The sequence below is a fragment of the Myxococcus sp. CA040A genome, from assembly GCF_013336725.1.
Lineage (GTDB): Bacteria > Myxococcota > Myxococcia > Myxococcales > Myxococcaceae > Myxococcus > Myxococcus llanfairpwllgwyngyllgogerychwyrndrobwllllantysiliogogogochensis.
This window is the reverse complement of the sequence record NZ_JABUMR010000005.1, coordinates 343,497-368,227: the sequence shown is the minus strand read 5'-3', so window position 1 is coordinate 368,227 and position 24,731 is coordinate 343,497. Positions and strand designations below refer to the sequence as shown.

General features: G+C 69.4%; 18 protein-coding genes. 12 read left to right on the top strand and 6 right to left on the bottom strand.

The features are described 5' to 3' along the window. Positions 1-22: 22 nt before the first annotated feature. Together HUA75_RS23375 and HUA75_RS23370 are read right to left on the bottom strand one after the other, a co-directional pair. The gene (locus tag HUA75_RS23375) at positions 23-499 is read right to left on the bottom strand and encodes a carboxymuconolactone decarboxylase family protein (RefSeq protein WP_141643687.1); all 477 of its coding nucleotides are present in this window, start codon (positions 497-499) and stop codon (positions 23-25) included. Between the two features lie 161 nt (positions 500-660). Then, the gene (locus HUA75_RS23370) at positions 661-2,202 is read right to left on the bottom strand and encodes a PLP-dependent aminotransferase family protein (RefSeq protein WP_174487671.1); all 1,542 of its coding nucleotides are present in this window, start codon (positions 2,200-2,202) and stop codon (positions 661-663) included. A gap of 165 nt (positions 2,203-2,367) precedes the next feature. Here HUA75_RS23370 and HUA75_RS23365 point away from each other — a divergent pair, with 165 nt between their 5' ends. The 6 genes from HUA75_RS23365 to HUA75_RS23340 all read left to right on the top strand — a co-directional run bounded on the left by HUA75_RS23365 (position 2,368) and on the right by HUA75_RS23340 (position 8,501). Next, entirely contained in the window at positions 2,368-2,691 is a 324-nt protein-coding gene (locus HUA75_RS23365; RefSeq protein WP_141643685.1) for a helix-turn-helix domain-containing protein, read from the top strand. A gap of 363 nt (positions 2,692-3,054) precedes the next feature. Continuing rightward, complete coding sequence (locus HUA75_RS23360; RefSeq protein ID WP_141643684.1) at positions 3,055-3,261, top strand: cold-shock protein; 207 nt, start codon at positions 3,055-3,057, stop codon at positions 3,259-3,261. A gap of 75 nt (positions 3,262-3,336) precedes the next feature. After that, positions 3,337-3,519, top strand: a complete 183-nt coding sequence (locus tag HUA75_RS23355) for a hypothetical protein (protein ID WP_141643683.1) — start codon at positions 3,337-3,339, stop codon at positions 3,517-3,519. Positions 3,520-3,717: 198 nt separating this feature from the next. Then, on the top strand, positions 3,718-3,924 hold the full coding sequence (locus tag HUA75_RS23350; RefSeq protein ID WP_141643682.1) for a cold-shock protein: 207 nt from the start codon (positions 3,718-3,720) through the stop codon (positions 3,922-3,924). Positions 3,925-4,013: 89 nt separating this feature from the next. Further along, positions 4,014-4,889 carry an ABC transporter ATP-binding protein gene (locus HUA75_RS23345; protein WP_174456461.1) on the top strand — a complete coding sequence of 292 codons (876 nt, stop codon included), beginning with the start codon at positions 4,014-4,016 and terminating at the stop codon, positions 4,887-4,889. Between the two features lie 9 nt (positions 4,890-4,898). Then, positions 4,899-8,501 (top strand): M1 family aminopeptidase, encoded by a 3,603-nt coding sequence (locus tag HUA75_RS23340; RefSeq protein WP_174487670.1) that lies wholly within the window; start codon positions 4,899-4,901, stop codon positions 8,499-8,501. 98 nt (positions 8,502-8,599) lie between these two features. On the opposite strand, the gene HUA75_RS23335 is transcribed toward HUA75_RS23340, so the two are convergent. Both HUA75_RS23335 and HUA75_RS23330 read right to left on the bottom strand, forming a co-directional pair. Further along, positions 8,600-10,276, bottom strand: coding sequence for a long-chain-fatty-acid--CoA ligase (locus HUA75_RS23335; protein ID WP_174476689.1), 1,677 nt, complete (start codon positions 10,274-10,276; stop codon positions 8,600-8,602). Positions 10,277-10,422: 146 nt separating this feature from the next. Then, on the bottom strand, positions 10,423-11,067 hold the full coding sequence (locus tag HUA75_RS23330) for a YafY family protein (RefSeq protein ID WP_141643678.1): 645 nt from the start codon (positions 11,065-11,067) through the stop codon (positions 10,423-10,425). A gap of 56 nt (positions 11,068-11,123) precedes the next feature. Between HUA75_RS23330 and HUA75_RS23325 the strand changes: the two genes are divergently transcribed. Both HUA75_RS23325 and HUA75_RS23320 read left to right on the top strand, forming a co-directional pair. Continuing rightward, the gene (locus HUA75_RS23325; RefSeq protein ID WP_174487891.1) at positions 11,124-13,577 is read left to right on the top strand and encodes a DNA polymerase domain-containing protein; all 2,454 of its coding nucleotides are present in this window, start codon (positions 11,124-11,126) and stop codon (positions 13,575-13,577) included. A 119-nt stretch (positions 13,578-13,696) separates the two neighbouring features. Next, the gene (locus HUA75_RS23320) at positions 13,697-15,337 is read left to right on the top strand and encodes a sigma 54-interacting transcriptional regulator (RefSeq protein ID WP_174487669.1); all 1,641 of its coding nucleotides are present in this window, start codon (positions 13,697-13,699) and stop codon (positions 15,335-15,337) included. A gap of 119 nt (positions 15,338-15,456) precedes the next feature. On the opposite strand, the gene HUA75_RS23315 is transcribed toward HUA75_RS23320, so the two are convergent. Next, complete coding sequence (locus tag HUA75_RS23315) at positions 15,457-15,867, bottom strand: nuclear transport factor 2 family protein (protein WP_174487668.1); 411 nt, start codon at positions 15,865-15,867, stop codon at positions 15,457-15,459. A 197-nt stretch (positions 15,868-16,064) separates the two neighbouring features. On the opposite strand from HUA75_RS23315, the gene HUA75_RS23310 reads away from it, so the two are divergent. The 3 genes from HUA75_RS23310 to HUA75_RS23300 all read left to right on the top strand — a co-directional run bounded on the left by HUA75_RS23310 (position 16,065) and on the right by HUA75_RS23300 (position 22,754). Beyond that, positions 16,065-17,636 (top strand): sigma 54-interacting transcriptional regulator, encoded by a 1,572-nt coding sequence (locus tag HUA75_RS23310; RefSeq protein ID WP_174487667.1) that lies wholly within the window; start codon positions 16,065-16,067, stop codon positions 17,634-17,636. A gap of 215 nt (positions 17,637-17,851) precedes the next feature. After that, on the top strand, positions 17,852-20,557 hold the full coding sequence (locus HUA75_RS23305; protein WP_174487666.1) for an MYXO-CTERM sorting domain-containing protein: 2,706 nt from the start codon (positions 17,852-17,854) through the stop codon (positions 20,555-20,557). A gap of 499 nt (positions 20,558-21,056) precedes the next feature. Continuing rightward, positions 21,057-22,754, top strand: a complete 1,698-nt coding sequence (locus tag HUA75_RS23300) for a dihydroxyacetone kinase family protein (RefSeq protein ID WP_174487665.1) — start codon at positions 21,057-21,059, stop codon at positions 22,752-22,754. Here the strand turns inward: HUA75_RS23300 and HUA75_RS23295 are convergent. Further along, positions 22,744-23,799: a DUF6268 family outer membrane beta-barrel protein gene (locus HUA75_RS23295; protein WP_174487664.1), complete on the bottom strand. Its 1,056-nt coding sequence runs from the start codon at positions 23,797-23,799 to the stop codon at positions 22,744-22,746. The two genes, HUA75_RS23300 and HUA75_RS23295, sit on opposite strands and share 11 nt — an antisense overlap. Positions 23,800-23,928: 129 nt before the next feature. Here HUA75_RS23295 and HUA75_RS23290 point away from each other — a divergent pair, with 129 nt between their 5' ends. Next, positions 23,929-24,540, top strand: a complete 612-nt coding sequence (locus HUA75_RS23290; protein ID WP_141643672.1) for a hypothetical protein — start codon at positions 23,929-23,931, stop codon at positions 24,538-24,540. Positions 24,541-24,731 lie beyond the last annotated feature (191 nt).

The window sequence follows — 24,731 nt, the reverse complement described above, 5'->3', positions numbered from 1 at the left end:
CGGCGTCGCGAACCGCATGGCTTCAGCCGGCCTTGTGCGCCGACTTCGGCGGCTGGTAGGCCCCCGGCACCGAGCGCGCAGCGATGGCCAGCCGGTTCCACGCGTTGATGGTGGCCACCGCGCCGGTGAGGTCCGCCAGCTCCTTGTCCGTGAAGTGCGGCTTCACCGACTCGTACACGGCCGAGGACACATGCCCGTCCCGCAGGTTCGTGACGGCCTCCGTCCAGGCCAGGGCCGCGCGCTCCCGCGCCGAGTAGTAGGGGCTCTCCTCCCACGCATCCAGCCCATAGAGCCGCTGCTCCGTCTCGCCGATGGCGCGCAGGTCCTTCCAGTGCATGTCGATGCAGTACGCGCAGCCGTTGAGCTGGGAGGCGCGCAGCTTGATGAGGTGCAGCAGGCCCACCTCCAGCCCGCACTGATGCAGATACTTCTCCAGTCCCATCATCGCGGTGAAGATGCCCGGGGCCAGCTTCGCGGTCTCGAAACGCTGTGCTTCCATGGTCTTTCGTCTCCTTCAGGGCGGGACGTCGTGTCCCCCTCGCTGATGCGTGAAGTAACCGGGGGGCCCACGACGCGCGAGGGCCACTCGCACACCCCTCGATGGTGCCACTTCGGACCTGGGTGGGGGGCCACTTCCCAGCGAGCCGCGAGGGACTCTGTTCAGCGCAGGGCGCGCGCGAGCAGGCGCACGCCCTCGGTGATTTCCTTTTCGGGCACACACGCGTAGCCGAGCAGGAGCGCTCCGGGGCCCGTGGACTGGGTCCGGAAGGCGGACAGGGGCTGCGTCATCACCCCGGCTTCGATGCCGCGCGTGCTGGCCTCGCGGTCCTCCATTCCCTCCGGCAGCCAGCCCACCAGGTGCATGCCCGTGTGGAGGGGAGACACGTCCAGTTGCCCGCGCAATTCGCGCCGGGCTGCTTCCACGAGCGCCTCCTGCCGGCTCCCATACAACACGCGCATGCGGCGCACGTGGCGGCTGAAGTGGCCCTCGTCGATGAAGTCCGCGAGCACCGCCTGCTCGATGACGGGTGTGTGGCCGTCCGCGAAGCGCCGCGCCGCGCTGAAGACGTCCACCAGCGACTCCGGCACCACCAGGTAACCCACCCGCAGGGCCGGAGACACCACCTTGCTGAACGTGCCGATGTAGATGACCCGCGCGTCCGGCGACAGCCCCTGGAGCGCGGGCAGCGGACGGCCCACGTAGCGGAACTCGCTGTCGTAGTCGTCCTCCACAATCCAGGCATCCGAGCGCACAGCCCACGCGAGCAGCGCCTGCCGCCTCTGCTCGCTCATCGCCACGCCCAGCGGGAAGTGGTGGGCCGGGGTGACGATGGCCAGCCGCGCGTCCGGCCGCAGCCGCATGCCGGCGTTCACGTCCAGTCCCTCCGCGTCCACCGGCACGGGCACCAGCGTGGCGCCCGCGGCGACGAGCGCGCCCCGGCTCGCGAAGTAGCCCGGGTCCTCCACCCACGCGGCGTCGCCCGGGTCCAGCAGCACCTGCGCCGCCAGGCTCATCGCCTGCTGCGCGCCATTGACGATGATGACCTGCTCCGGGACACACCGCACGCCCCGCGAGGTCGCCAGATAGTCCGCGACGGCGCGCCGCAGGGGCGGATGGCCCGCGGGCTCCGCGCGCTTGAGCAGGTCGCCCCACGAGCGCCGCCAGCGCGTGTTGAGCAGCCGTCCCCACAAGTCACTTGGGAAGGCATCCACCGACGGCGTGCCCATGCGGAACGCCAGCCGGCTGGCGGGAATGCCAGGCGCGGTGATGCGCAGGTCCGGCAGGCCGGCCACCGCCCACCCCCGCTTGGAGATTCCCGGCGTGTGCTTCGGCTTCGGCGCGGCCACGGGAGCCCCGGCGCGCCGCGAGGCATGCAGCCGCTCCGGCAGCTCGTGCGCCACATACGTGCCCGAGCCCAACTGGCCCAGCAGATAGCCCTCCGACAAGAGCCGCGAGTACGCGTTGAGCACCGTGTTGCGCGACATGTCGAGCTGCTCGGCCAGCGCGCGCGTGGACAACAGCCGCGTGCCCGGCGCCAACCGCCCCGCGACGATGGCCGCGCGCAGCGCCTCCACGAGCTGCGTCTGGAGCGAGGCGCCCGAAGCGCCGTCCAACACCAGCGACGTGGCCGCCATCACCACCGGCCGCTTGCGTGCCCGCCGCCGAGGACCCCCCTTCGCGCCGGGCTTCGAGGGCGTCATGTCCCGCGCATCCCAGTCCCGGAGAATTCACACCGGTGATGTTTGGAATCACGAGCCATCACTGTTGGAAACGTCCGCAAGCAGGTTACGTCCCGGCCGTAGCGCGAGTCGCGGCCGTGGCCCGCCCTGGGTCCGGAAGCCTGAAGGAAGAGAAGGGGAAACGTCATGCTGGGGTGGCCCTGGTTTCACCTCATCGTCGCGCCGCCGCGCGCGGGAATCGAGGAGGGAATGCGCGAGCGGCTCCTGCACGTGGCGGAGCAGCTCGTCAGGGAGCACGGTCTGGAGGCGCTGACGCTCGCGGCGGTGGCCCGGCACGCGCACGTGGGACGCGGCGCGCCGCGCTACCACTTCGGCGGCAAGCGTGGGCTGGTGGACGCGCTGGAAGAGGCGCGCCGCGGCAACGTCGTGGAGCTTCGCGCGGTGCGCCAGCAGCGGCTCTCGGTGGCGTCCGGACGCCGTCAACGCGCCGCTGTCCACAGGCGCCGTTGAGTCCTTCACAATCCGGGTGGACGTCGCGCCCGCTCCCAGGCATGACGGGGCCGGGCGGGGGAGCTGGGGTGTCGCGGAGGTGTTGGCCGCCTGCCCGAGGAGGGCTCCGGCAGAGGCTGAATGCGCCCTTTTCGCCGGGTCTTCTTACCTTCCGGAATGCGGCGGGTGGGAGCGCCCACCGTTAAACTGAAACGAGAATTGTTCGGGTAGCTCGTGCGTTGTTCCGCGCGGGGTTGGGGTAGGTTGGTTTTTCGAGGCCTGGATGTGATGACAGGGGCCTCCTATCAGGCTAGAGGCAGTCCGGCACCCCAGATTTTGGGGTGAAAGGCGGCCTCGAATGCCGCAAGACGAAAGAAGACGCATATGGCGACTGGTTCCGTGAAGTGGTTCAACGACGCGAAGGGCTTTGGCTTCATCGCGCAGGATAATGGCGGCCCTGACGTGTTCTGCCACCACACCGCCATCCAGGCGGACGGCTTCCGGACCCTGGCCGAGGGTCAGAAGGTGGAGTTCGAAGTGCAGAAGGGGCCCAAGGGACTTCAGGCCTCGAACGTCCGCCCGATCGGCTGAGCGCGTCCGCTCCAGCACTCATGCCCGGTCTCCTTTTGAGTGAGGTCGGGCTTTTGCTTTCAGGAGGGAGGCGACATGCAAGGAAGGTCGACGAAGCGTCAGAAAGAGCAGGCGCGCAAGCAGCATCAGCAGGAAAAGGATGCCAAGCGCGAGCAGCGCAAGAAGGACAAGGGGGACAAGACGCCCCGCCAGCCTGGTGAAGTGGACCCGGACATCGCGGACATCATTCCCGGTCCGCAGCCGGTTGTGGAGTACTAGGTCCCCACCGCAGTCGGGCCCACCACGAAGCACCGTGGTGGGCCTTGTCGTATCCAGGGGGGCGGCCGAAAGCTCACCGGTGGATAGTCGCGAACGTCGCCCGTCGACAGGCGCCTCGGGTCCGGGCTACGCGTCGTCCCCCATGCCACTTTCCGGGCATGTGGCGACGCAAAAGTCGCGACAGGGAGGATGCCGCGTATGGCGACGGGTACCGTGAAGTGGTTCAACGACGCGAAGGGCTTCGGCTTTCTCGCGCAGGACGACGGTGGCGCGGACGTGTTCTGCCACCACACCTCCATTCAGACGGATGGCCACCGCACCTTGAGGGACGGGCAGAAGGTGGAGTTCGACGTGCAGAAGGGGCCCAAGGGACTCCAGGCCTCGAACGTCCGTCCCATCGACTGATGCGGGTCTGTTCGCCCCACGGCGCTGCAATCGCGCGGGGAGCCGGAGCGTAGCAAGGCGGTCATCCCTACCGCCCCACCGCGCTCCCCATGCTGCGAATCTCCGCCGTCTCGAAGTCGTATCCCAATGGGGTTCGAGCCCTCCAGGGCATCGACCTGACCATCGAACGAGGACTCTTCGGCCTGCTCGGGCCGAACGGCGCCGGCAAGTCCACGCTGATGCGCATCCTCGCCACGCTGCAGGAGCCTGACTCGGGGCAGGTGGTGTTCGACGGGCTGGACGTGCTCGCCCAGCCGCAGGCCCACCGACGCCACCTGGGCTATCTGCCCCAGGACTTCGGCGTGTACCCGGGCGTGTCCGCCGAGGAGCTGCTCAACCACCTGGGCCTCCTCAAGGGCCTCACGCGCGCCAGGGAGCGCCGGGAGCAGGTGCAGGCGCTGCTGCACCTGACGAACCTCCATGCGCACCGCAAGAAGGCCGTGAGCGGCTTCTCCGGCGGCATGCGCCAGCGCTTCGGCATCGCCCAGGCGCTGTTGGGCAGCCCCCGGCTGCTCATCGTGGACGAGCCCACCGCGGGGTTGGACCCGGAGGAGCGCCAGCGCTTCCACAACCTGCTGGGGGAAGTGGGGGAGCACGTCGTCGTGCTGCTCTCCACGCACATCGTCGAGGACGTGCGCCAGCTGTGTCCGCGCATGGCCATCCTCAGCGAGGGGCGGGTGCTGTGCGAGGGCGCGCCCGAAGCGCTGGTGGCGTCCCTGGAGGGGCGGGTGTGGCGCAAGACGGTGGAGAAGGGGGCGGTGGCGCGGTATCGCGAGTCGTTCCCGGTCCTCTCCACGCAGCTCCAGGCGGGCCGCACGCGCGTGCATGTCCTCGCGGATGCGCGCCCGGAAGAGGGGTTCGAGCCGGTGGCTCCGGACCTGGAGGACGTCTACTTCTCGACGCTGTCCCACCGGCGCGCGGCGTAGGGACCCACCATGCTCCGGGGCATCCTCCACTTCGAATGGCGCTACCAGACGCGCCAGGCCGTCTTCTTCGCCGCGTCCGCGTTCTTCCTCGGGCTGGGCGTCCTGTTCGTCGCCACGGGCTACGGCGGTGACGGCATCCACGTCAACTCGCCCTACAGCGTCGCGAAGTCACTGGGGTTGTTGTCGCTCACGTCGCTCTTCGTGCTGGGCATCTTCTGCGCGAACACCGTGCAGCGCGACGCCGAGCACCGGATGACGGAGCTGCTCTACACCACGTCCGTCACCCAGCGGGACTACCTGCTGGGCCGCTTCCTGGGAGCGCTGCTGGCGACGCTCGCCGTGTTCGGCGTGGCGACGCTTTCGTTGATGGTGTCGCCGTTCGTGGTGGCGGTGGCGCCCGAGCAGTTGGGGCCCCTGAGTGTCGTGAGCTACCTGTGGGCGCTCGTCGTGCTCGTGGTGCCCAATGTCGTGTTCGCCGCGTCGCTGCTGTTCGCCGTCTCCGCGCTGTCGCGCAGCACGCTGGCCAGCTACGTCGGTGGCGTCCTCGTGTATGCGCTCTACATCGTCGGCGCCATGTGGGCGGACTCGCCGCTGATGGCGGGGGTGTCGCCGCAGACGCCGGAGGCCATGGCTCGCGCCGCGCTGTTGGACCCGTTTGGCCTGTCCGCCTTCTTCGAGCAGACGCGCTACTGGACGGAAGCCGAGCGCAACACGCGGCTGCTCTCGCTGGAGGGAAACCTCCTCTGGAACCGGCTCCTGTGGCTCGGCGTCGCGGCGTGCGTGCTGGGCGGGGTCCATTGGCGCTTCTCCTTCCGGAGCGCGGCGGTGAAGCCCCGGCGCGACGAGCGCTCCAGCGAGTCCGCGCCCACGGTGCCCTCCACGTACCGGCCTGTCGAAGTGGAGTCATCCCAGGGGCGCGGCATGACGTGGGACGTGCTGGTCTCCGCGACGCGGCTGGAGCTGCGGCACCTGCTGCGCAGCTGGCCGTTCCTGGCGCTGCTGGCGCTGTGGCTGTTCATGGTCGGCATGGAAATCGTGACGGGGGCGGGGCGAGGGGAGTACGGCACGCGTCGCATCCCCACCACGGGTCGGGTGCTGGAGAGCATCTGGACGCCGCTGTCCCAGCTCGGCACGCTGGTGCTCATCTACTTCGGCGCGGAGCTGGCGTGGCGGGAGCGCATGGCGCGCTTCGATGCGCTCCTCGACGCGACGCCCGTCTCCAGCGTCGTCTTCGTCGTGTCCAAGCTCGCGGCGCTCGTGGCGCTGGTGGGGGTGCTGACGGGGACACCCATGGTGCTGGGGGTGCTCTTCCAGCTCGCGCGCGGCCACCAACTCCTGGAGCCGGGCCTCTACCTGTCGCTCTTCTACTTCGCCGGGCTGCCGCTGGTGTTGTTCGCGGTGGCGGTGCTGTTCATCCAGACGGTGAGCCCGCATCGCTACGTGGGCATGGTGCTGAGCCTGGTGCTGGCCATCGTCGTGGGCCAGGGCGCGGGCTGGGGACTGGAGCATCCGCTGACGCGCTTTGGCGCGGCGCCCGAGGTGACTCACACCGACCTGAATGGCCATGGCCCGATGGCCGCGTCGTTCACCGCCTTCATGGTGTACTGGAGCGCCTTCGCGGGACTGCTGGCCCTGGTCACCTGGGGGCTGTGGCGGCGCGGGTTGGCGCCCCGGCTGGGGGTCCGGTTCCAGGCGCTTGCCGCTCGGTGGGGACGCGGGGGCCTGGCCGGCGCGGTGGGCTGTGGCGTGGTGCTCGTGGGCACGGGAGGACTCATCCTCCACGACACCTACGGGCTGAATGCCTACGAGTCCCGCGACACGTTCCTCGCGTGGCAGGCCGACTACGAGCGGACGTACAAAATCCACGAGGCGCTTCCGCTTCCCAGCATCGTCGCCGTGAAGTCCGCGGTGGACCTGTTCCCGGCCGAGGGCCGCTATCGCGTCACCGGGACGTACCGGCTGGAGAACAGGACGTTGTCGCCCATCGACACGGTGTGGGTCGCCGTGCCTCGGACCGCCCGGCCCGTCTCGCTGGCGCTGCGAGGCGCGGAGCAGGTGGCCCATGACGAGCGCTTCGGCATGTACCGCTTCAAGCTGGCCTCCCCGCTGCTTCCGGGAGATGTGTCGGAGCTGTCCTTCGACGTCACGCGGGAGGAGCGGGGCGTGAGGGCGGGAGACTTCGAGCTGTCGCTGGTGGAGAACGGCTCCTTCATCCGGCAGACGGAGGCGTTCCCCACGCTGGGCTACCGACGGACGTACGAGATGGGCAACCCGGCCCGGCGGAGGGAGCTCGGCCTGCCGGAGATTCCGAGGATGCCTCCACTGGATGAGAGTGGCGCCGCGCCCGCGCCGTCGCCCCAGGTCTGGCACACCCTCGACGTGACGGTGTCCACGGCGGAGGACCAGACGGCGATTGCGCCGGGGACGTTGCGCAAGGAGTGGAGCGAGGGTGGGCGGCGCTACTTCCACTACGTGGTGGACCGGCCGATGACGCCGATGTTCGCCATCGTCTCGGCCCGCTATGCCGTGGAGAAGACGCGGCACCAGGGCGTCGACGTGGAGGTGTATTACCACCCCGCGCATCCCTACAACGTGAAGGCCATCCTGACGGCGATGACGCGCTCGCTCGACGACTTTGGCGCGCGTTTCCATCGCTACCCGGACAGGCAGTTGCGCGTGGTGGAGATTCCCTCGTACTGGGACTTCGGCGCGTTCGCGATGAGCCAGGTCATCTACTTCGTGGAGGACCGGGGCTTCCTCACCGACATGGGGCGGGAGGACGCGGTGGACCTGGTGACACGGCGCACGGCGCACGAGGTGGCCCACCAGTGGTGGGGCCACATGCTGGACCCGGCCTCCGTGGAAGGCGCGACGATGCTGGTGGAGTCGCTGACCAAGTACTCCGAGCAGCGGGTGCTGGCGGGGCTGCACGGAGAGCGCTCGCTGCTCCCCGTGCTGGCCTTCGACCGGGACCGCTATCTCTCGGGTCGCGCGGAGGAGGCGGAGCAGGAGCCGCCGCTCTACAAGGGGACGGGCCAGTCCTACCTCTACTATGGCAAGGGCGCGCTGGTGATGAACGCGCTGCGGGACTTGCTGGGCGAGGCGAAGCTGGACGCGGCGCTGCGCCACCTGCTGCACGCGCAGGCCCGGGAGAACTCGCTGACGACGCTGGACCTGCTGGACGCGCTGCACGCGGAGGCGTCCGCGGAACAGCAGGTCCTCATCGACCAGTGGCTGAAAGAGGTCGTGCTGTACGACTTGAAGGTGGAGTCCGCCACGGTGGAGGCGCAGGCGGATGGACGCTTCCGGGTGACGGCCCGGGTGTCCACGTCCAAGCACGCGCGCCGGGGCAGCGAGGCGGTCCCCCTGCCGCTGGACGAAGCCCTGGACGTCGCCGTCTACAGCGAGTCGCCGCGAGACGGCTCCGGAGAGGACGTCCCGCTGCACGTGGAGCGCCTCCGCTTCCAGGGCGCTTCGACGGAGGTGTCCTTCGTGGTGGACCAGCGCCCGACGCACGTCGGGGTGGACCCCTTCTTCCTGCGCATCGAGCGCGAGCGCGGCGACAACTTCCGGAAGCTGGAGGCGCGAGCGGAGGCGTCGGCGTCGCGCTGAACGAACACGGTCCGCTCGACCGAGGGAGGCCGGACCTGTCCCGGCGACGACCGGAGCGGCGAGGATGCCGCTCCGGCCGACGTGACGTCACCTGGAACTCATGCGACCTTCTTCTCGCGCAGCTCGCGCCGCAGAATCTTGCCGACGTTCGTCTTCGGCAGCTCCGTGCGGAACTCGATGTGCTTGGGACGCTTGTAGCCGGTGAGCTGCTCACGGCAGAAGTCCATCAACTGGGCCTCCGTGAGCGACGGGTCCTTCTTCACGACGAAGAGCTTCACGACCTCGCCCGAGTGCTCGTCGGGGATGCCCACGGCCGCCACTTCCAGCACGCCGGGGTGCATCGCCACCACGCCCTCGACTTCGTTCGGGTACACGTTGAAGCCGGACACCAGAATCATGTCCTTCTTGCGGTCCACGATGCGGGTGTGGCCGCGCTCGTCCATGATGCCGATGTCGCCGGAGCGGAAGAAGCCGTCGGCGAACATCACCTTCTCCGTCTCGTCCGGACGGTTCCAGTAGCCGGCCATGACCTGCGGCCCGCGGATACAGATTTCGCCCGACTCTCCCATCGGAACGTCGTTGCCGTCCTCGTCGCGGATGGCGATCTCCGTGCCGGGAACCGGCAGGCCGATGGTGCCCGAGTACTCCGTGGCGATGGGCGTGTTGCTGGTGGCCACCGGAGACGTCTCCGACAGACCGTAGCCCTCGATGAGCGGCACGCGCGTGGCGGCGAACCACTTGTCCGCCACCGCCTTCTGCACCGCCATGCCTCCGCCGTTGGAGACCATCAGGTGGGAGAAGTCGAGCTTGCTGAAGTCCGGGTGGTTGACCAGCGCGTTGTAGAGCGTGTTCACCGCCGGGAGGATGTGGAACGGCTGCTCCGACAGCGTCTTGATGAACGCCGGGATGTCGCGCGGGTTGGGGATGAGCACGTTCATCGCGCCCATGCGCATGCCCATCAGGCCGCACACGGTGAGCGCGAAGATGTGGTACATCGGCAGCGCGCAGATGATGTTCGCCTGCTCGATGTTCCGGCCCTTCATCGCGGGCTGGAGCCACGCCTCCACCTGCAACAGGTTGGCGATGACGTTGCGGTGCAGCAGCATCGCGCCCTTCGACACACCCGTCGTGCCACCCGTGTACTGCAGGAACGCGATGTCATCGCGCGTGGTGGTGGCGGGGGTGAGCGTGCGCGTGCCTCCCTCGGCCAGCACCTGCTTGAAGCTGGTGGCGCGCGGAAGCTGGAACGCGGGCACCATCTTCTTGACCTTGCGGACCACGAAGTTGACCAGCGTGCCCTTGAAGCCGCCCAACAGGTCGCCCATCGTCGCGACGACGACGTGCCGCACCGGCGTCTTCTCCAGCACCTGCTGCAGCGTGACGGCGAAGTTCTCCAGGATGAAGATGGCCTGGGCGCCGCTGTCCTTCAGCTGGTACTCCAGCTCGCGCGGCGTGTAGAGCGGGTTGATGTTCACCACGATGTAGCCGGCGCGCAGAATCGCGGCGATGCACACCGGATACTGCAACACGTTGGGCATCATGATGGCGACGGTGGCGCCCTTCTCCAGGCCCCGGGATTGGAGCCACGCGCCCACGCGCCGCGACAACGCGTCCAGCTCCCGGTACGTGATGAACTTGCCCATGCACTTGAAGGCAGGCCGGTCCGCGTACTTGGTGAACGATTCTTCCAGCAGGTGCGTCAGCGTCGGGTACTGCCGGTCATCGATTTCCGCCGGAACTCCAGGCGGGTAGTGCTTCAACCAGGGCTTCTCCATCGGGCTCGCCTCCAAGGCGCGTGTCGTTGATGGGTTCGGGGACGCGGATGCTATCCCGATTGCGCGCACGACCGGCCCCCGGGTCGGCGGTTGTTGGGTGTCTGCCTTTGATGCGCTGCGGCATGGCCGCGCGAGACGGGCGTCGGTCAGGTCCCGAAGGCGCGCGTGACTTCGGCCTGGACGATGCGGTCCACCCGGTAGTGCCGCCGCTCGCCGCTCCTCACGTCGAGTGCGTCCAGGCGAGTCTCGTGCCGGTCCATCACCACCGAGACGATTCGCACCTCTCGCGTGGTTTCCAGGAAGTTGCCGTCCACGTAGGTGATGCGCAGGGGCTGCTGCTCGAACCAGGCGCGCTCAATCGCCGCTCGGACGGACGCCTTGCTCGGCAGCGACGGCACTCCGAGGAAGGACAGCTCCTTGAGCCTGTCGAGCAGCTCGCGCTGCGCCGACGTGGAGAGGGCCGCCCGCACCTTGTCCAGCGCCGACTCCAGCGTCCCCGTGAAGGGCAACAGCCGCATGTCGATGGCGAAGCGCCCCAGCGCCACCAGCAGCGCCGCCTCCCGCGCCGTGAAGTTCACCGGCGGTAGGCTGTAGCTGCGGTCCAACGCGTAGCCGCCCCCTCGCCCACGCTCCGCGGCCACCGGCATTGACGCGGCGCGCAAGGTGTCGAGGTCGCGGTAGATGGTGCGCACCGTGACGCCGAAGCGCTCCGCCAGCGTCTCCGCCGTCACGCCGGTGCGGCGGCCTCTGAGGTACTCAGCGAGGGCGAAGAGTCGCTCGGTGCGTTGCATGCGGGGTGATACCTGACATACCGCTGACAACCGTGGGCGGCAAGCTGTGGGGCATGATGAGCGGCATGGTGGAGGACGAGTGGCTGTGGGGTTGGGACGCGACACCGGGCATCGTCTCGGTGTGGGCGGAGCCCGACGGCCGCGCGTCCATATGGCGGCGGATTCCGGGGACGGGGGAGCTGGTGCGCGAGGACGTGCGCTTCCGGCCCTGGCTGGTGCTCTCCACGCTGGAGGACCTGGACCACCTGGGCGCGCGGCTCAAGCCGGAGCGCGAGGGCTACGTTCCGGGCCGGGTGACGTTCCAGGAATTGTCGGGGCCGGGGGCGCTGCGCTTCCTCATCCGAGCGGAGGATGGGCGCGCGCTGGCGTCGGACGTGCTGCAAGGCGTGTCGCGGCGGCTGGGGCGCCCGTATTCGAATCTGCGCGACTTGAGCCCGGGCACGGTGCTGTCGCTGCCGCCGGAGGAGCAGTACCTCACGGCCTCCGGTCGCACGTACTTCCGGGGGCTGGGCTTCGATGAGCTGCACCGGCTCCAGTTCGACCTGGAGACCACGGGGTTGGACCCGGGCAGGGACCGCATCTTCCTCATCGCGCTGCGCGGGCCCCAAGGCGAGCCGGAGGTGCTGGAGGCGCACGGTGAAGGTGACGCGGCGGAGGCGGACCTGCTGCGCCGCTTCGTCGAGCGGGTGCGCGTGCTGGACCCGGACGTCATCGAGAACCACAACCTGCACGGCTTCGACCTGCCGTTCGTCGCGCGGCGCGCGAAGCTGCTCAACGTCTCCCTGCCCCTGGGCCGCGCGGGAGGTCCCGGGTTGCGGCACCGGCCGTCCGCGCGAGGCTCGGCGCTGGGACGCGGCGCGGAGCGCAGCGCGGACCCGATGCGTCGCGCGCGCTTCACGGTGCCCGGACGCGAGTTCATCGACACGATGGACGCGGTGCTGCGGCACGACTTCGCCGTGCGAGACCTGCCGGGCCACGGGCTCAAGGCCGTCGCGCGGCACTTCGGCATCGCGGGGCCGGCGCGCGAGTACATCCCGGGCGCGCGCGTGCACGAGGTCTTCCAGACGGACCCGGAGCGCGTGCGGCGCTATGCGCGCGACGACGTGGGGGAAGCGGAGGGACTGGCGCGGCTGTTGGGCGGGGCGGCCTTCGCGCTCGCTCGCATGGCGCCTCGCCGCTACGAGCGACTGGCGGACGCGGGCGCGGCCACGGGAGTGCTGGACCCGCTGCTGGTGCGGGCGTACCTGCGGGCGGGTGCGGCGCTCCCCGCGCACGAGGAGGGAGATGGCACGTCGCACAGCGGCGCGGCGCTCCACCTGTTCGCCACCGGAGTGGCCCGGCGCGTGGTGAAGGCCGACGTGGCCAGCCTCTATCCGTCGCTGATGCGCGAGTACCGCATCGGCCCGAAGCGGGACCGCCTGGGGGCGTTGCTGTCGATGGTGGACCGGCTGACGGACCAGCGACTGGCGGCGAAGAAGCGGGCGCGCGCGGCGGCGCCGGGCTCATCCGAGCGACACGAGAACGAAGCGCTCTCCGCGGCGATGAAGCTGGTCGTCAACTCGGCCTATGGCTACCTGGGCGCCTCCGGGTTGACGCGCTTCTCGGACGTGCACGCGGCCAACGAGGTGACGCGGCGTGGGCGCGCGGTGCTGGCGCTCCTGTGTCGCGAGCTGGCCCGCAGGGGTGTCACGCTGCTGGAGGCGGACACGGACGGCGTGTACTTCGCGGTGCCGGAGGACTGGCGCGAGGAGGACGAGCGCCGGGTGGTGGCGGAGGTCGCCGCGCTGTTGCCCCAGCGCGTCCAGCTCGAGTTCGACGGCCGCTATGCGGCCATGCTCTCGCATGAACCGAAGAACTACGCGCTCCAGGCCTACGACGGGACGCTGCTGCTCAAGGGCGTGGCCTTCCGCTCCAGTCGCGCCGAGCCCTTCGGTGAGGCCTTCCTGCGTCGCGCGGTGCGCTGCCTGCTGGCCGGAGACCTCGCGGCGGTGCGGGACGTCTATGTCTCCACGGTGATGGCGCTGCGCAGGCGACAGGTGCCCACGACGGAGGTCGCCGCGCACGTCCGGTTGACGAAGGACTCCGCTCAGTACGGCGCGTTGCGCGAGCGCCGGCGCGAGCTGCCCTACGAGGCCATGCTCGCTGCCGGAAGGAAGAGCTGGGGCTCCGGCGAGCACATCCGCGTCTACCGAGCCGTGGGGGGACGTGCGGGGCTGTTGCCGGAGCCGGAGCCCGACGACATCGGGAGCACTTCCTCCGAGGTGGGGAACGAACCGCGCGACTACGACGTCGAATACTACGTGCGGCTGTTGAAGGAGACGTTCGCCGCGCGGCTGGTGCGGGGGCTGACGCCGCTCGACTTCTCCACCGTCTTCGATGACCCGGGCCAGCCGTCCCTCTTCACGCCCTCGCTCTCGGACGCGAAGCCCATCCTCACCGTGGTGGCGGAGCCGCCGGAAGACGAGGCGCCGGAGGACTCGCGGGCGGACGAGTCCCCGGGAGGTCCGTAGGTTGAATCGCCCGCTCGCCAACGTCCGGCGGGGTGTGTTGGCTTCTGGGCAGGTGAGGGAAGGGCGCGTGGGACCGCCGTGTAGGATTGAAGCCGCTGACGAGAGGTCCAGGTCGCTTCATGCAGCGCAAGTCCGCCGACCAGGGGGAGTCGACCGCGGGGCACTCACCCGGAGCGAGCGCCCTGGTTCGTCGGCGCGTGCCCACGCTGACCATTGTCTCGCACCCCGACCTTCAGCGAGCGGGGGAGCGGGTGCTGCTTGAGGTGATGGAGACGCTGGGCGTGCCCATGTCCGTGTCGCGCAACGGACCGGACTTCGCGCGACCGGGCGCGAGCGGCGCGCGGCCCTTGGACGACCCGTTCCTCAGTCGCACGCCGTTGATGCTGGAGCCTCGGCCCCACGGCGGGCTCCGGCTGATGTCTCCGATGCAGGGCACCCACGTGCGAGTCGGCGACCTGACCGTCAGGAGCGGCGGCGTGGAGCTGACGCAGGCGGAGCTGGGCGCGGGTGTGCCCCTGGTGCTCGCCGAGCGCGTGGTGTTGTTGCTGCACCTGACGTCCGTTCCGGGCCCGAGAGCCGGTGGGGACCTGGGACTCGTGGGGCCCTCCGAGCAGCTCCAGCAGCTCCGGGACGACATCCTGCGAGTGGCGGACCTCCAGGTGCCGGTGCTCATCCGAGGTGAGACGGGCACGGGCAAGGAGCTGGTGGCGCGCGCCATCCACGAGCACGGCCCGCGTCGCTCGGGGCCCTTTGTCAGCGTCAACCTGGGCGCGCTTTCCAAGGAGCTGGTGGCCTCGGAGCTGTTCGGGGCGCAGCGAGGCGCGTACACGGGGGCCAGCAGGGACCGTGAAGGCTTCTTCCGCGCCGCGCATGGCGGCACCCTGCTCCTGGACGAAGTGGGGGAGGCTCCCGCCGAAGTGCAGACGGCGCTCCTTCGCGTACTGGAGACGGGCGAGGTGTATCCGGTGGGCAGCCATGTCCCGGTGCCCGTGGACGTGCGGCTCGTCGCGGCGACGGACGCGGACCTGGAGACGCGCATCGCAGAGCGGCTCTTCAAGGCGCCGCTCCTGCACCGGCTGGCGGGCTTCGAGCTGCGGGTGCCCGCCTTGCGCGAGCGCCGCGAGGACATGGGTCCCCTGTTCCTCCACTTCGCGCGTCGGGAGCTGGCGGTCATCGGTGAGGCACATCGACTGATGGCGGGAGATATCCGTGGCGAGCCCTGGCTGCCCGCGTCCCTGGTGGCGCGGCTGCTGCGTTATGCGTGGCCCGGCAACGTGCGGCAGTTGCACAACGTCACCCGGCAGCTCGTCATTGGGAGCCGGGGGCTCTCCCAACTGCGCGTGGAAGCGCACCTGGAACAGCTGCTCGACTCCGCGACCACACCCGTCGGGGGACGCGCGCTTCCAGAGCCTGCCTTGCGCTGGGCCGACGTGGATGCCTTGGGGAGGACCTTGATGCCGGGAGTGTCCATCCGTCGGCGGCCGTCGGACGTGGGGGAGCAGGAGTTGCTGGCGGCGCTGCGCGCCAGTGGGTGGGACCTCCAGGCGACCGCGGTGAGGCTGGGCATCTCCCGGTCCTCCGTCTACCTGCTCATCGAGAAGAGCACGCTCCTGAGGTCCGCGGGCGAAGTGAGCCCCGAGGAACTCACCCGGTGCTTTCATGAGTGCGCGGGTGACGTCGATGAGATGGCGCAGCGCCTGGAGGTCTCCCGCCGCGCGCTCCAGCGCCGCATCCGCGAGCTCGGCCTGGACGGCGTCTGACGTTCGGGCGCGCCTGGGCGCCGTGGCCTGCTTCGGCTTGAGGATGCTGGCCGTCCTCCAGCACTGGCGGCTTCCCTCCGTGCCAGTGCCTTGAGAGGCGGTGGACCCGCTGGCGGGACTCAGCGGTAGCGCCGCTCCACCTCGAGGATGGGGATGTCGTTGGCGCTCATGTCTCGGCGGCGCATCAGTCCCTCGGCGTCGAACTCCCAGTGCTCGTTGCCATGGGTGCGGAACCACTGCCCCGTGGCGTCGTGCCACTCGTATTCGAAGCGCACGGAGATGCGGTACTCGGTGAAGCACCACAACTCCTTCATCAGCCGGTAGTCCAGCTCCCGGGCCCACTTGCGCCGCAGGAAGTCCGTGATGGCCTCGCGCCCCCGGAAGAACTCGGTGCGGTTGCGCCACTCGGAATCCTCCGTGTAGGCGAGCGCCACCCGCTCGGGGTCTCTGCTGTTCCACGCGTTCTCGGCGGCCTGGACCTTGGCGCGGGCCGTCTCCCGCGTGAAGGGCGGGCGAAGAGGGGAGGGCATGTCCTGCTCCTGTCTTGGGATGGGAAGCAGGGCCTCCCATGGAAGTGAAGCCTCCACCCATTGCACTCCCCGTGCCCTCGCCGCGCTCGCTGCTGACGCTGGACTGAACCAGGGCGAATCCATTGTTCGTCACCACGAAATCTCGGGGTGGACGAGAAGTCGTGGCGACCCGAGGCGCGCCTGGGTAAGCAGGAGCGATGTACGCCGAGGCGCTCCAGTCCATCTCCCTGGCCATGGCCCAGGTCCGCTCGGTGGACCTGCTGCTCGCGCGCATCGTCCAGGGGCTCGCCGCGCAGCCGGATGTGGCGCTGGGCCGCATCTGGCTCATCGCGCCGGGTGACCTCTGTGGGACGTGTCCCATGCGCGCCGAGTGTCCGGACACCTCCCGGTGTCTGCATCTGGCGGCGAGCGCGGGGGGCTCCCGGAAGAGCGACGAGGCGTGGTCAGGTCTGGAGGGAGCCTTCCGGCGCTTTCCCCTGGGCGTGCGCAAGGTGGGCCAGGTCGGGGCGACCGGAGAGGCCGTCCTCCTCCAGTGCGCCTCCGGAGATGCGGACTGGCTGGTGCGGCGGGAGTGGGCGCGCCGCGAGGGCATCCAGAGCTTCGCGGCCCAGCCCCTCGTCTTCCGGGGCGAGGTGCTCGGGGTGCTGGCCGTGTTCAGCCGCCGCAAGCTGGGGCGCTCGGAGTTCTCGTGGCTGCGTGCGTTCGCGGACCATGCGGCGGTGGCCCTCTCCAACGCGCGGGCCTTCGAGGAGGTGGCTCGGCTGAGAGGGCAGCTCGAACTGGAGCGCGACTATCTGCGGGAAGAAGTGAAGGACGCGCTCTCCTTCGGAGAAATCGTGGGCCGCGGGGGTGCCCTCCGGCGGGTGCTTCAGCAGATTCAGCCCGTGGCGGCCACGACGGCCAGCGTGCTGATTCTCGGGGAGTCGGGGGTGGGCAAGGAACTCATCGCCCGTGCCATCCACGAGCAGAGCCCTCGCCGGGAGCGGCCCCTCATCCGCGTCAACTGCGCCTCCATTCCCCGGGAGCTGTTCGAAAGCGAGTTCTTCGGCCACGTGCGAGGGGCCTTCACGGGAGCGCACCGGGACAGGGCGGGCCGCTTCCAGGCTGCTGACGGGGGAACGCTCTTCCTCGACGAGGTGGGGGAGATTCCCCTGGAGCTGCAGGGCAAGTTGCTGCGGGTGCTCCAGGAGGGCTCGTTCGAGCGCGTCGGTGAGGACGTCACGCGCAAGGTGGACGTGCGCATCATCGCCGCCACCAACCGGGACTTGAAGGGAGAGGCGGCGGCGGGGCGGTTCCGCGAGGACCTCTACTACCGGTTGAGCGTCTTCCCCATCGAGGTGCCGCCGCTGCGTCAGCGACTGGAGGATGTCCCGCTGCTCGCCGAGCACTTCCTCGAACGTGTCTCCGCACGGCTCAAGGTTCCCGTGCCCCGGATGAGTCAGGCCCAGGTGCAGGCGCTCCAGCGCTACGACTGGCCCGGCAACGTCCGAGAGCTGGAGAACGTCCTGGAGCGCGCCGTCATCCTCTCGCGCGGTGGGAGGCTGCGGTTGGACCAGGCCCTTCCGGAGGGCCGCCAACCGATGACGGGGGGCACCGCCTCCTTCCTCACCGAGCGGGAGTGGCGCCGCCGGGAGAAGGGCAACCTGAAGGCGGCCCTGTCGGCGGCGGGCGGCAAGGTGTACGGCCCGGGTGGAGCCGCCGAGCTGCTGGGCCTGGCTCCCACGACGCTGGCCTCCCGACTCAAGGTGCTGGGCATCAAGGTCCGCTGAGCGGCACCGCGCGTTCGTGACGCTGTGCCACGAGACTTCGTGATTCACGAATTGTCGTGGCCCCCGGACTCCCGCGTCAATATTTCAACTCAGTAGCAATTGACTCAGGGTGGTGTGAATCGCCGGATTGTCCGCCCATCCGGAAACTATTGTATCTGAATTGACGATATTCCGGGATGACTGGCCGCTCCGGCCCCCCCCTCCTGGAGTCTCGCGTGCTTCGTGCGCCGTGTTTGCCGCTGTGCCTGCTCGTTTTGGGGTTGTCCTCCACCGCCCTGGGACAACCCTTGGTGGACGCGGGGGCACCCTTCGGGATGCTTCCCCTGATTGACGAGGTGAACTGCGGAGACCCCGCGGATCCACATCCCGTCATCCACGGCGCCAACAGCACCTCGACGATTCGCTCCCTCACGCTGGACGGGGTGACGCGTCCGGTGCGCGCGATGACGATGGGGCCGCGGGCGAAGTCCTTCTCCTACAAGCTGGGGGCGGGCAAGGGGCTCCAGGCCGGACGTGCCTACCTGTTGGTGGTGGAGTACCCGGATGACGAGTCGCGACTGATGGGGGTGGCCAACAAGGGCGCCGACAAGTTCCGGGGCATCAGCACCGGCACGTCCATTGGCGATTTCCGGGAGCAGTACGCCTATCCCAATCCGGAGTCGCTCAAGTATCCGCTGTCGCGCAAGTGGCAGCAGTTCCGGCAGTTCTTCTACCTGCACGACCGCTTCGCGCCCATCGTCGGTCAGCGCAACGTGGAGGACACCCGGCGCCCCGAGGGACCGGCGAATGGTTTCTGGGTCTCCGTGGGGCACTTCGCGCGCCATGGCTCACCCACGGACAAGGGCACGGCCGTCTCTCGCATCCGGCTCTTCGAGGTCCCGAATCCCGCGAGCCTGGACCTGGCCATCAACTATCCGCCCGCGCCGCTGCCTCGCAGGCATGTCTTCTGGCGGGAGGAGATGAACGACGACACGGCCATCTGCGCGCAGGGCTCGGAGACGGACTGTCAGCCCGCGACCTCGCCCGGCACGTGGTTCGACTACCGCATGAAGCAGGCGAAGTTCCTCGGCATCGACACGTACGGGCACGACCTGATGGAGTTTGGCTACACGGAGGGCTGGGACGCGGACTCGTTCTCCGCGCCGCCGTGGTACGTGCAGCCCAGGGACCCGACGCTGTGGGCCACGGCGGTGTCTCGCGCGGCGGCCAACGGGTTCTCCGTGCTGCCCTATTACGAATACACCGGTGCCATCTCCGGTGAGCGCGTCTACACGAGCACGTCGTGCGTGCAGGACTCCGATTGCAAGTCCATCTCCAAGTGGCACACCTGCATCGAGCCCTGGCAGCAGCCGCCGGTGTGTGGGCTCAAGCCGCTGGGTGAGCAGCGCCGGTGCAAGCCGCTGTTCGACCGGGACGGGGACATCTACTCGCCCATCTACTGGGCGGACGATAACTGCGTGGATGTGTCGGACCCGGATGCGCTGGCGGACGTGAAGAAGTTGATGGACGCCACGGTGCTCCACTTCAAGAGCCAGGTGAACTTCCTGGGTGCGTGGTTCCGCACGCGCCCCACGGACCTGCCGGTGAGCTTCGCGCCAGAGGCGCTGGGCCGGTTCTCGAGCGACACGGGTCAGAGCGTGTCGCGCCCCATGCTCCAGACGAACGTCACGCTGCGGGCGCAGTACTACGCGTGGTGGTTCGGCAAGCGGCGCACCTTCCTGGAGGCCATCCGCGACTATCTCCGGCAGAACGGCGTGGCGAATGCGCAGGTCCTCTTCACTCCGTATCCGGAAGAGGGGCTGCCCACGCCGGAAGACCTGCCGGACATGGCGGTTACCGTCACGGACGATCCGGCCGCATGGTCCGTCATCGACAACCAGGGGTGCTGCGCGCCGGGTGACGCCACGGACCGCTGCTGTCAGTACCGCTATCCCCCCACCGAGCCCGCCGCGTTCCTCCAGGACGGCACGTACCGCAAGGCCCTCACCTCGGACGAGCTGCCGCCCACCGAGCACCTGAACCGCAGCTGGGGCGAGCCCTTCAACAGCTTCCCGCCGGCGGACCCGGACCGCTACAAGACGTCGGAGGGCGTCTACCTGACGTATCCATTCAATCGCCTCTACAGCGTGGCGGACAGCGCTCTGCTCAACCGCTTCCGCACCGCGTCCGGTCTGGCGATGGTGCACCACTTCCCGCTGAACGAGGACGACGGCAAGGGCGACTACGCCAAGGACACGGCGGACGAGCGCTATGGCAACTGGCCGATGGGGGGCTTGTGGGGTTACCTCTCCATGTCGGTGGACCGGCAGGGGCCGTACTCCATGCTGGCCGAGGCGCGCGCGGTGGCCAACGGGGACCCGACGCTGCTGGGATATCTCGAAGCCTCGTCCATCAGCCGTGGCTTCCCCGAGTACACGCGGGCCTTCCATGCGGCGTATCTCGCGCTGCCCGCGCTGCCGAGCACCGTGGTGACCGGCGCGGCGTCGGACGCGGAGGTCGTCGTGCGGAAGATGGTCTCGGCGCAGGGCAACTTCTACGCGGTGGTGAACACGTCGATGCAGTCGAAGCAGGGCGTGACCATCACGCTGCCCGGGGAGACGCAGCCCATCGTGGACCGGGTGAGCCGAGGCGTCGTGTCTGGTGTGAATCTCAGCCTGTACCCGGGCCAGCTCCTGGCGTGGCAGGTGGGAGGCGCGACGGGCGGCGGGACGGATGGTGGAACGGGACCGACGGACGCGGGCTCGGGGCCAGGGTGTCTTGACGCCACGGGCATGGGGGACGCGGAGCCGTTCAAGGCGCTGGAGGCAGACGCCGAGGCGGAGCAGGGCTGCGGCGGTTGCGGCACGCGTGGGGGAACGGGCGCCATCACGTTGATGGGGCTCATGGGGCTCGCGCTGTGGTTGCGTCGCCGACGCGCGTGAGGAAGCGCGAAGGTGGGTGACGCGCACCATGTCCGCCGTTTCCGCCGAGGCTTCAAGTGGGAGCGGCGGGCCCTGGGTGTGGTTTGCATGCCAAGGCTTCGCCTCCGTCGGCGTCGGGCGCGAGCGTCATGCGGTGACGCGTTCCGTGCCTCTCGTTTCCTCCGAGGCTTCAATGGAGAGCGGCGGGCCCTGGGTGTGGGTTTGCGTGCCAGGGCTCTCCTTCGTCGCCGTCGGGCGCAAGTGTCGTGCGGTGACGCGCACCGAGCCTGTCGTTGCCGCCGAGGCTTCAGTGTGGAGCGGCGGGCCCTGGGTGTGGGTTTGCCTGCCGGGGCTCGCCTCCGTCGCTGTCGGACGCGCGCGTCATGCGGCGTGGCGATGGCTGTCGGACGTTTCCGACGCGGGCGCCCCCGTCATGCCGCTCCTCCCGACGCCGTGCCGGTATGCCCGTGCTTTACTCCCGCCGTTCAGGCCGTCCGCCGCAGCCAAGGAGCAGGAACCGGTGAAGAAGCTCGTCAATGAGCCCAGGGCCGTCGTGAGGCAGATGCTGGAGGGATTCGTCGCGCTCGCTCCGGGGCAGGTGTTGCTCGACGACGAGACGGTGGTCATCCGCGCCGACACGCCGGCTGACCCCCGGCAGCGCAAGGTCTCCGTCATCTCGGGGGGTGGCAGCGGGCATGAGCCGGCGCATGCGGGCTACGTGGGCGCGGGCATGCTCGACGCGGCGGTCGCCGGGGACGTGTTCACCTCACCGAGCACGGACGCCGTGCTCACCGCCATCCGCGCGGTGTCCGGCCCCGCGGGCTCGCTCCTCGTGGTGAAGAACTACACCGGTGACCGGCTCAACTTCGGCCTCGCCGCCGAGCTGGCCCGCGCGGAGGGCATCCCCGTGGAGGTCGTCGTGGTCGCCGATGACGTCGCCCTGCGCGACACCGTCGAACCCGCGCGACGTCGCGGCATCGCCGGCACCGTGCTCGTCCACAAAATCGCGGGCGCCGCCGCGGCTGCGGGCCTGTCCCTGAAGGACGTGCTCCGTGAAGCGCAGGCGGCCTCGGCGGAGCTGGGCACCATGGGCGTCGCGCTCGGCCCGTGCACCGTTCCCGCGGCGGGCCGTCCTGGCTTCACGCTGGGCGACGATGAAATCGAGCTGGGCCTGGGCATCCACGGTGAGCAGGGCGTGCGACGCGCCCCACTCCAACAGGTCGATGTGCTGGTGGACACGTTGCTCTCCACCATCATCGAGGACCGGAACCTCGAAGCACGCACCCCGGTGGCCCTGCTCGTCAATGGACTGGGTGGCACTCCACCGATGGAGCTGGCCATCGTCACGCGTCGAGCCCTCACGCTCCTTCGCGAGCGCGGCCTGCGAGTCGAGCGGGCCTGGACCGGGACGTTCCTCTCCGCGCTGGAGATGCCGGGCTGCTCGCTGTCCGTGCTGAAGCTGGACGACTCGCGCCTCGCCCGGCTCGACGCGAAGACCACCGCACCCGCATGGGGAGGGGAGGGCCGCCTCGCACCCGAGCGGCCCGTGCGTTCCGTCCCCGCCACGCCGCTCACACCTCCCAGCCAGGAGGCACGTCAACCGGGAATGGAGCGCGTGAAGGAGGCCGCGCTCGCCGTGGCCACGGCCTTCGAGGCGAGCGAGACACGCCTCACGGAACTCGACAGCGCGGCGGGAGACGGGGACCTGGGCCTCAGTCTGTCGCGCGGCGCGGCGGCGATTCGCGCCCTGCCCGAGTCCTCCTGGACGAATCCCTCGCGAGCCCTCACGTCCATCGGTGATGCCCTGCGGCGCGCCATCGGCGGAAGCTCGGGGCCGTTCTACGCCACGGCGCTGCTGCGCGCCGCGCGTCGGCTCTCCGAGGGCTCCACCGATGCTCCCGCCTGGGCGGACGCGTTCGGCCTCGCCGTCGACGCGGTGGCGCAGCTCGGCGGAGCCCGGCCCGGAGACCGCACCATGCTCGATGCGCTCAAGCCCGCCGCCGATGCCTTCGCGCGAGAGCTGAAGGCCGGAAGGTCGACCGCCGGGGCCTGGGCCGCGACGGTGCTCGAGGGTGAGCAGGGCGCGGAGGCCACCGCGCGCATGCAGCCTCGGCTCGGACGCGCCAGCTACCTGGGGAGCAGGGCGCTCGGTGTGCCCGATGCGGGCGCCGCCGCCGTCGTTGTCTGGTTGAAGGCGCTCACGCCCTTCATCGGATGAGCGTTGGAGAGTTGCCCGGCGGCGCGGCCCGCTCCGGCGGACCGCCGACGGGCCGGATGGCTTCCCTGGGGCGACGCGGAGGACGCCAGCCGAGCGATACCCGGAGATAGGGCGCCGGGCCCGTGGACTGGAGCAACCCCAGCTCCACCCGGTCCCGGTCCTTGTCGAGCAGCGCGTAGTCGTTCAGGAAGTCGAGCCCGATGGACGAGCTGACCCAGAGGTTTCCATTGCCCAGGCGCGCATTCACCGTGGGGCCGAAGCGCAGTGCCGTCTCCCGGATGTAGTGCGGCTTGGGGCCCTGCTCGTCATACGGGATGCGAGAACGGAAGACCTGCTGATCGAACATGCCGGTGATGCCCAGCTCCAGCCCGTCGCCCACCTTGTACAACATGGCGAGCCGAGGCAGGCCCACCTCCAGGATGTACGGCCCCTTGCGGTACGCGAAGGCAATCATGGGGACGACGGGCGTGGCGTCGAACGGATACAGCGCCACCAGTCCGAACGTCAGCCGCACGTCCGGGTCTCCTCCAATCAGGTAGTTCGCCATGGCGAAGCCCGCCCACGAGGTGTCCAGCCCGAAGTCGAAGGAGCTCTTGAAGTCCGTGCGCGTGTTCGCCACCGCGCCCGTCACCAGCATCCACCGGGGTGAGAGCGGACGAATCAGCGTGAGTCCGAGCTGGAAGCGATGGAACTGCCTTCCCAGCTTCTCCTCGGCGACGTCCGCGAGCGGGCCGTGCTGCTCCAGCCCCATGAAGCGCGTCTCGTAGCCGAAGGAGGGCACGAGCACCGTGCGGCCCAGGAACACGGGCGGGAGAGGGAGGCGCAGCTCCAACTGCTTGCGCTCATCCAGTCTGCCGCCTTGTGAGCCAATCTCGGTGCCGCGCGCGAAGGTGACGCCAACGTAGGCCCGGTCCTCCGTCGTCTGCGCACCCGCCGTCTGGGCGAAGAGCAGCGCGCAGGCGAGCAGCGCTCCCTGGGCGGCCACGCCCCGCGCACCCGCGCTCCAGAGCGTCGAAACCCACCGGACAGTCCTGGTCAATGCCACGCGGACCTCACACCGTTTTCCCGGCCGAAGCTCCCAGTATACCCGGAGCCAGGCGGCCAAGGCTTCTCATGGAGGTTTGGCCAGGACATTCCACTCGTCAGGAGCCGGGCGGACTCCTAGCCTGGAAGCATGACGCTCTTCGAAAAGTTGCTCCAGGAACCCTCGCTCCACGCTCACGCTGGCTCGGCCGCCAAGCGGGCCTCGCTCAAGGCGAAGCTGTCGCCCTCGGCCGAAGTGAAGCAGGTGACCACGGACCTGAGGATCTCCGAGGGACAGGACCAGCTTCTCGATGCGAAGAGCGTCACCGTGAAGGGCAACCTCATCATCGAGGACCAGGGCCGCCTGCTCGTCGCGGGAGACCTGGTGGTGGAGGGCAACATCATCCACGAGGGCTTCGACTACTCGCTGCTTTTTGTCGGAGGCTCGCTCAAGGCGAACAACCTCCTCTTCCACGGAGAGATTGTCGTGCTGGGCGACTTCGCCCTCCAGGGTGTGGCGTGGACCTACTACAGCGACTACTCCGCCTACGCGGACACGCTGTCCGCCCGGCTCGTCGTCTCGGATGACCGCGAGGACGCCATCGACAAGGTGCGCGCGCCGCAGCACCTCGTGGGCCATTCCAGCGAAATCGGTCCCAAGCTGGGCAAGCTGCTCCACAAGGGGCTGGTGGATGAGGAGGGCGAGTGGTCCTACACCACGCTCGCGAAGAAACTCCTGAAGAAGGAAGAGCTGCTGCCGTGACGTGAGCCCCGGCCAGGGCCTCGCTCCAACGGTCCGCTCGGCTCAAGGACTTACAGGTAAAACGCGAAAGACATCCGGATTGTCTGCGCCATCCGGAGACCTCCTGTGTCTCGGGGATAACCCCCCTCTCTTCGTCCCCCCGGGCGAAGGGCCTCTCGAGGTCGATCGATGCGCATCCCGATGGATTTTCC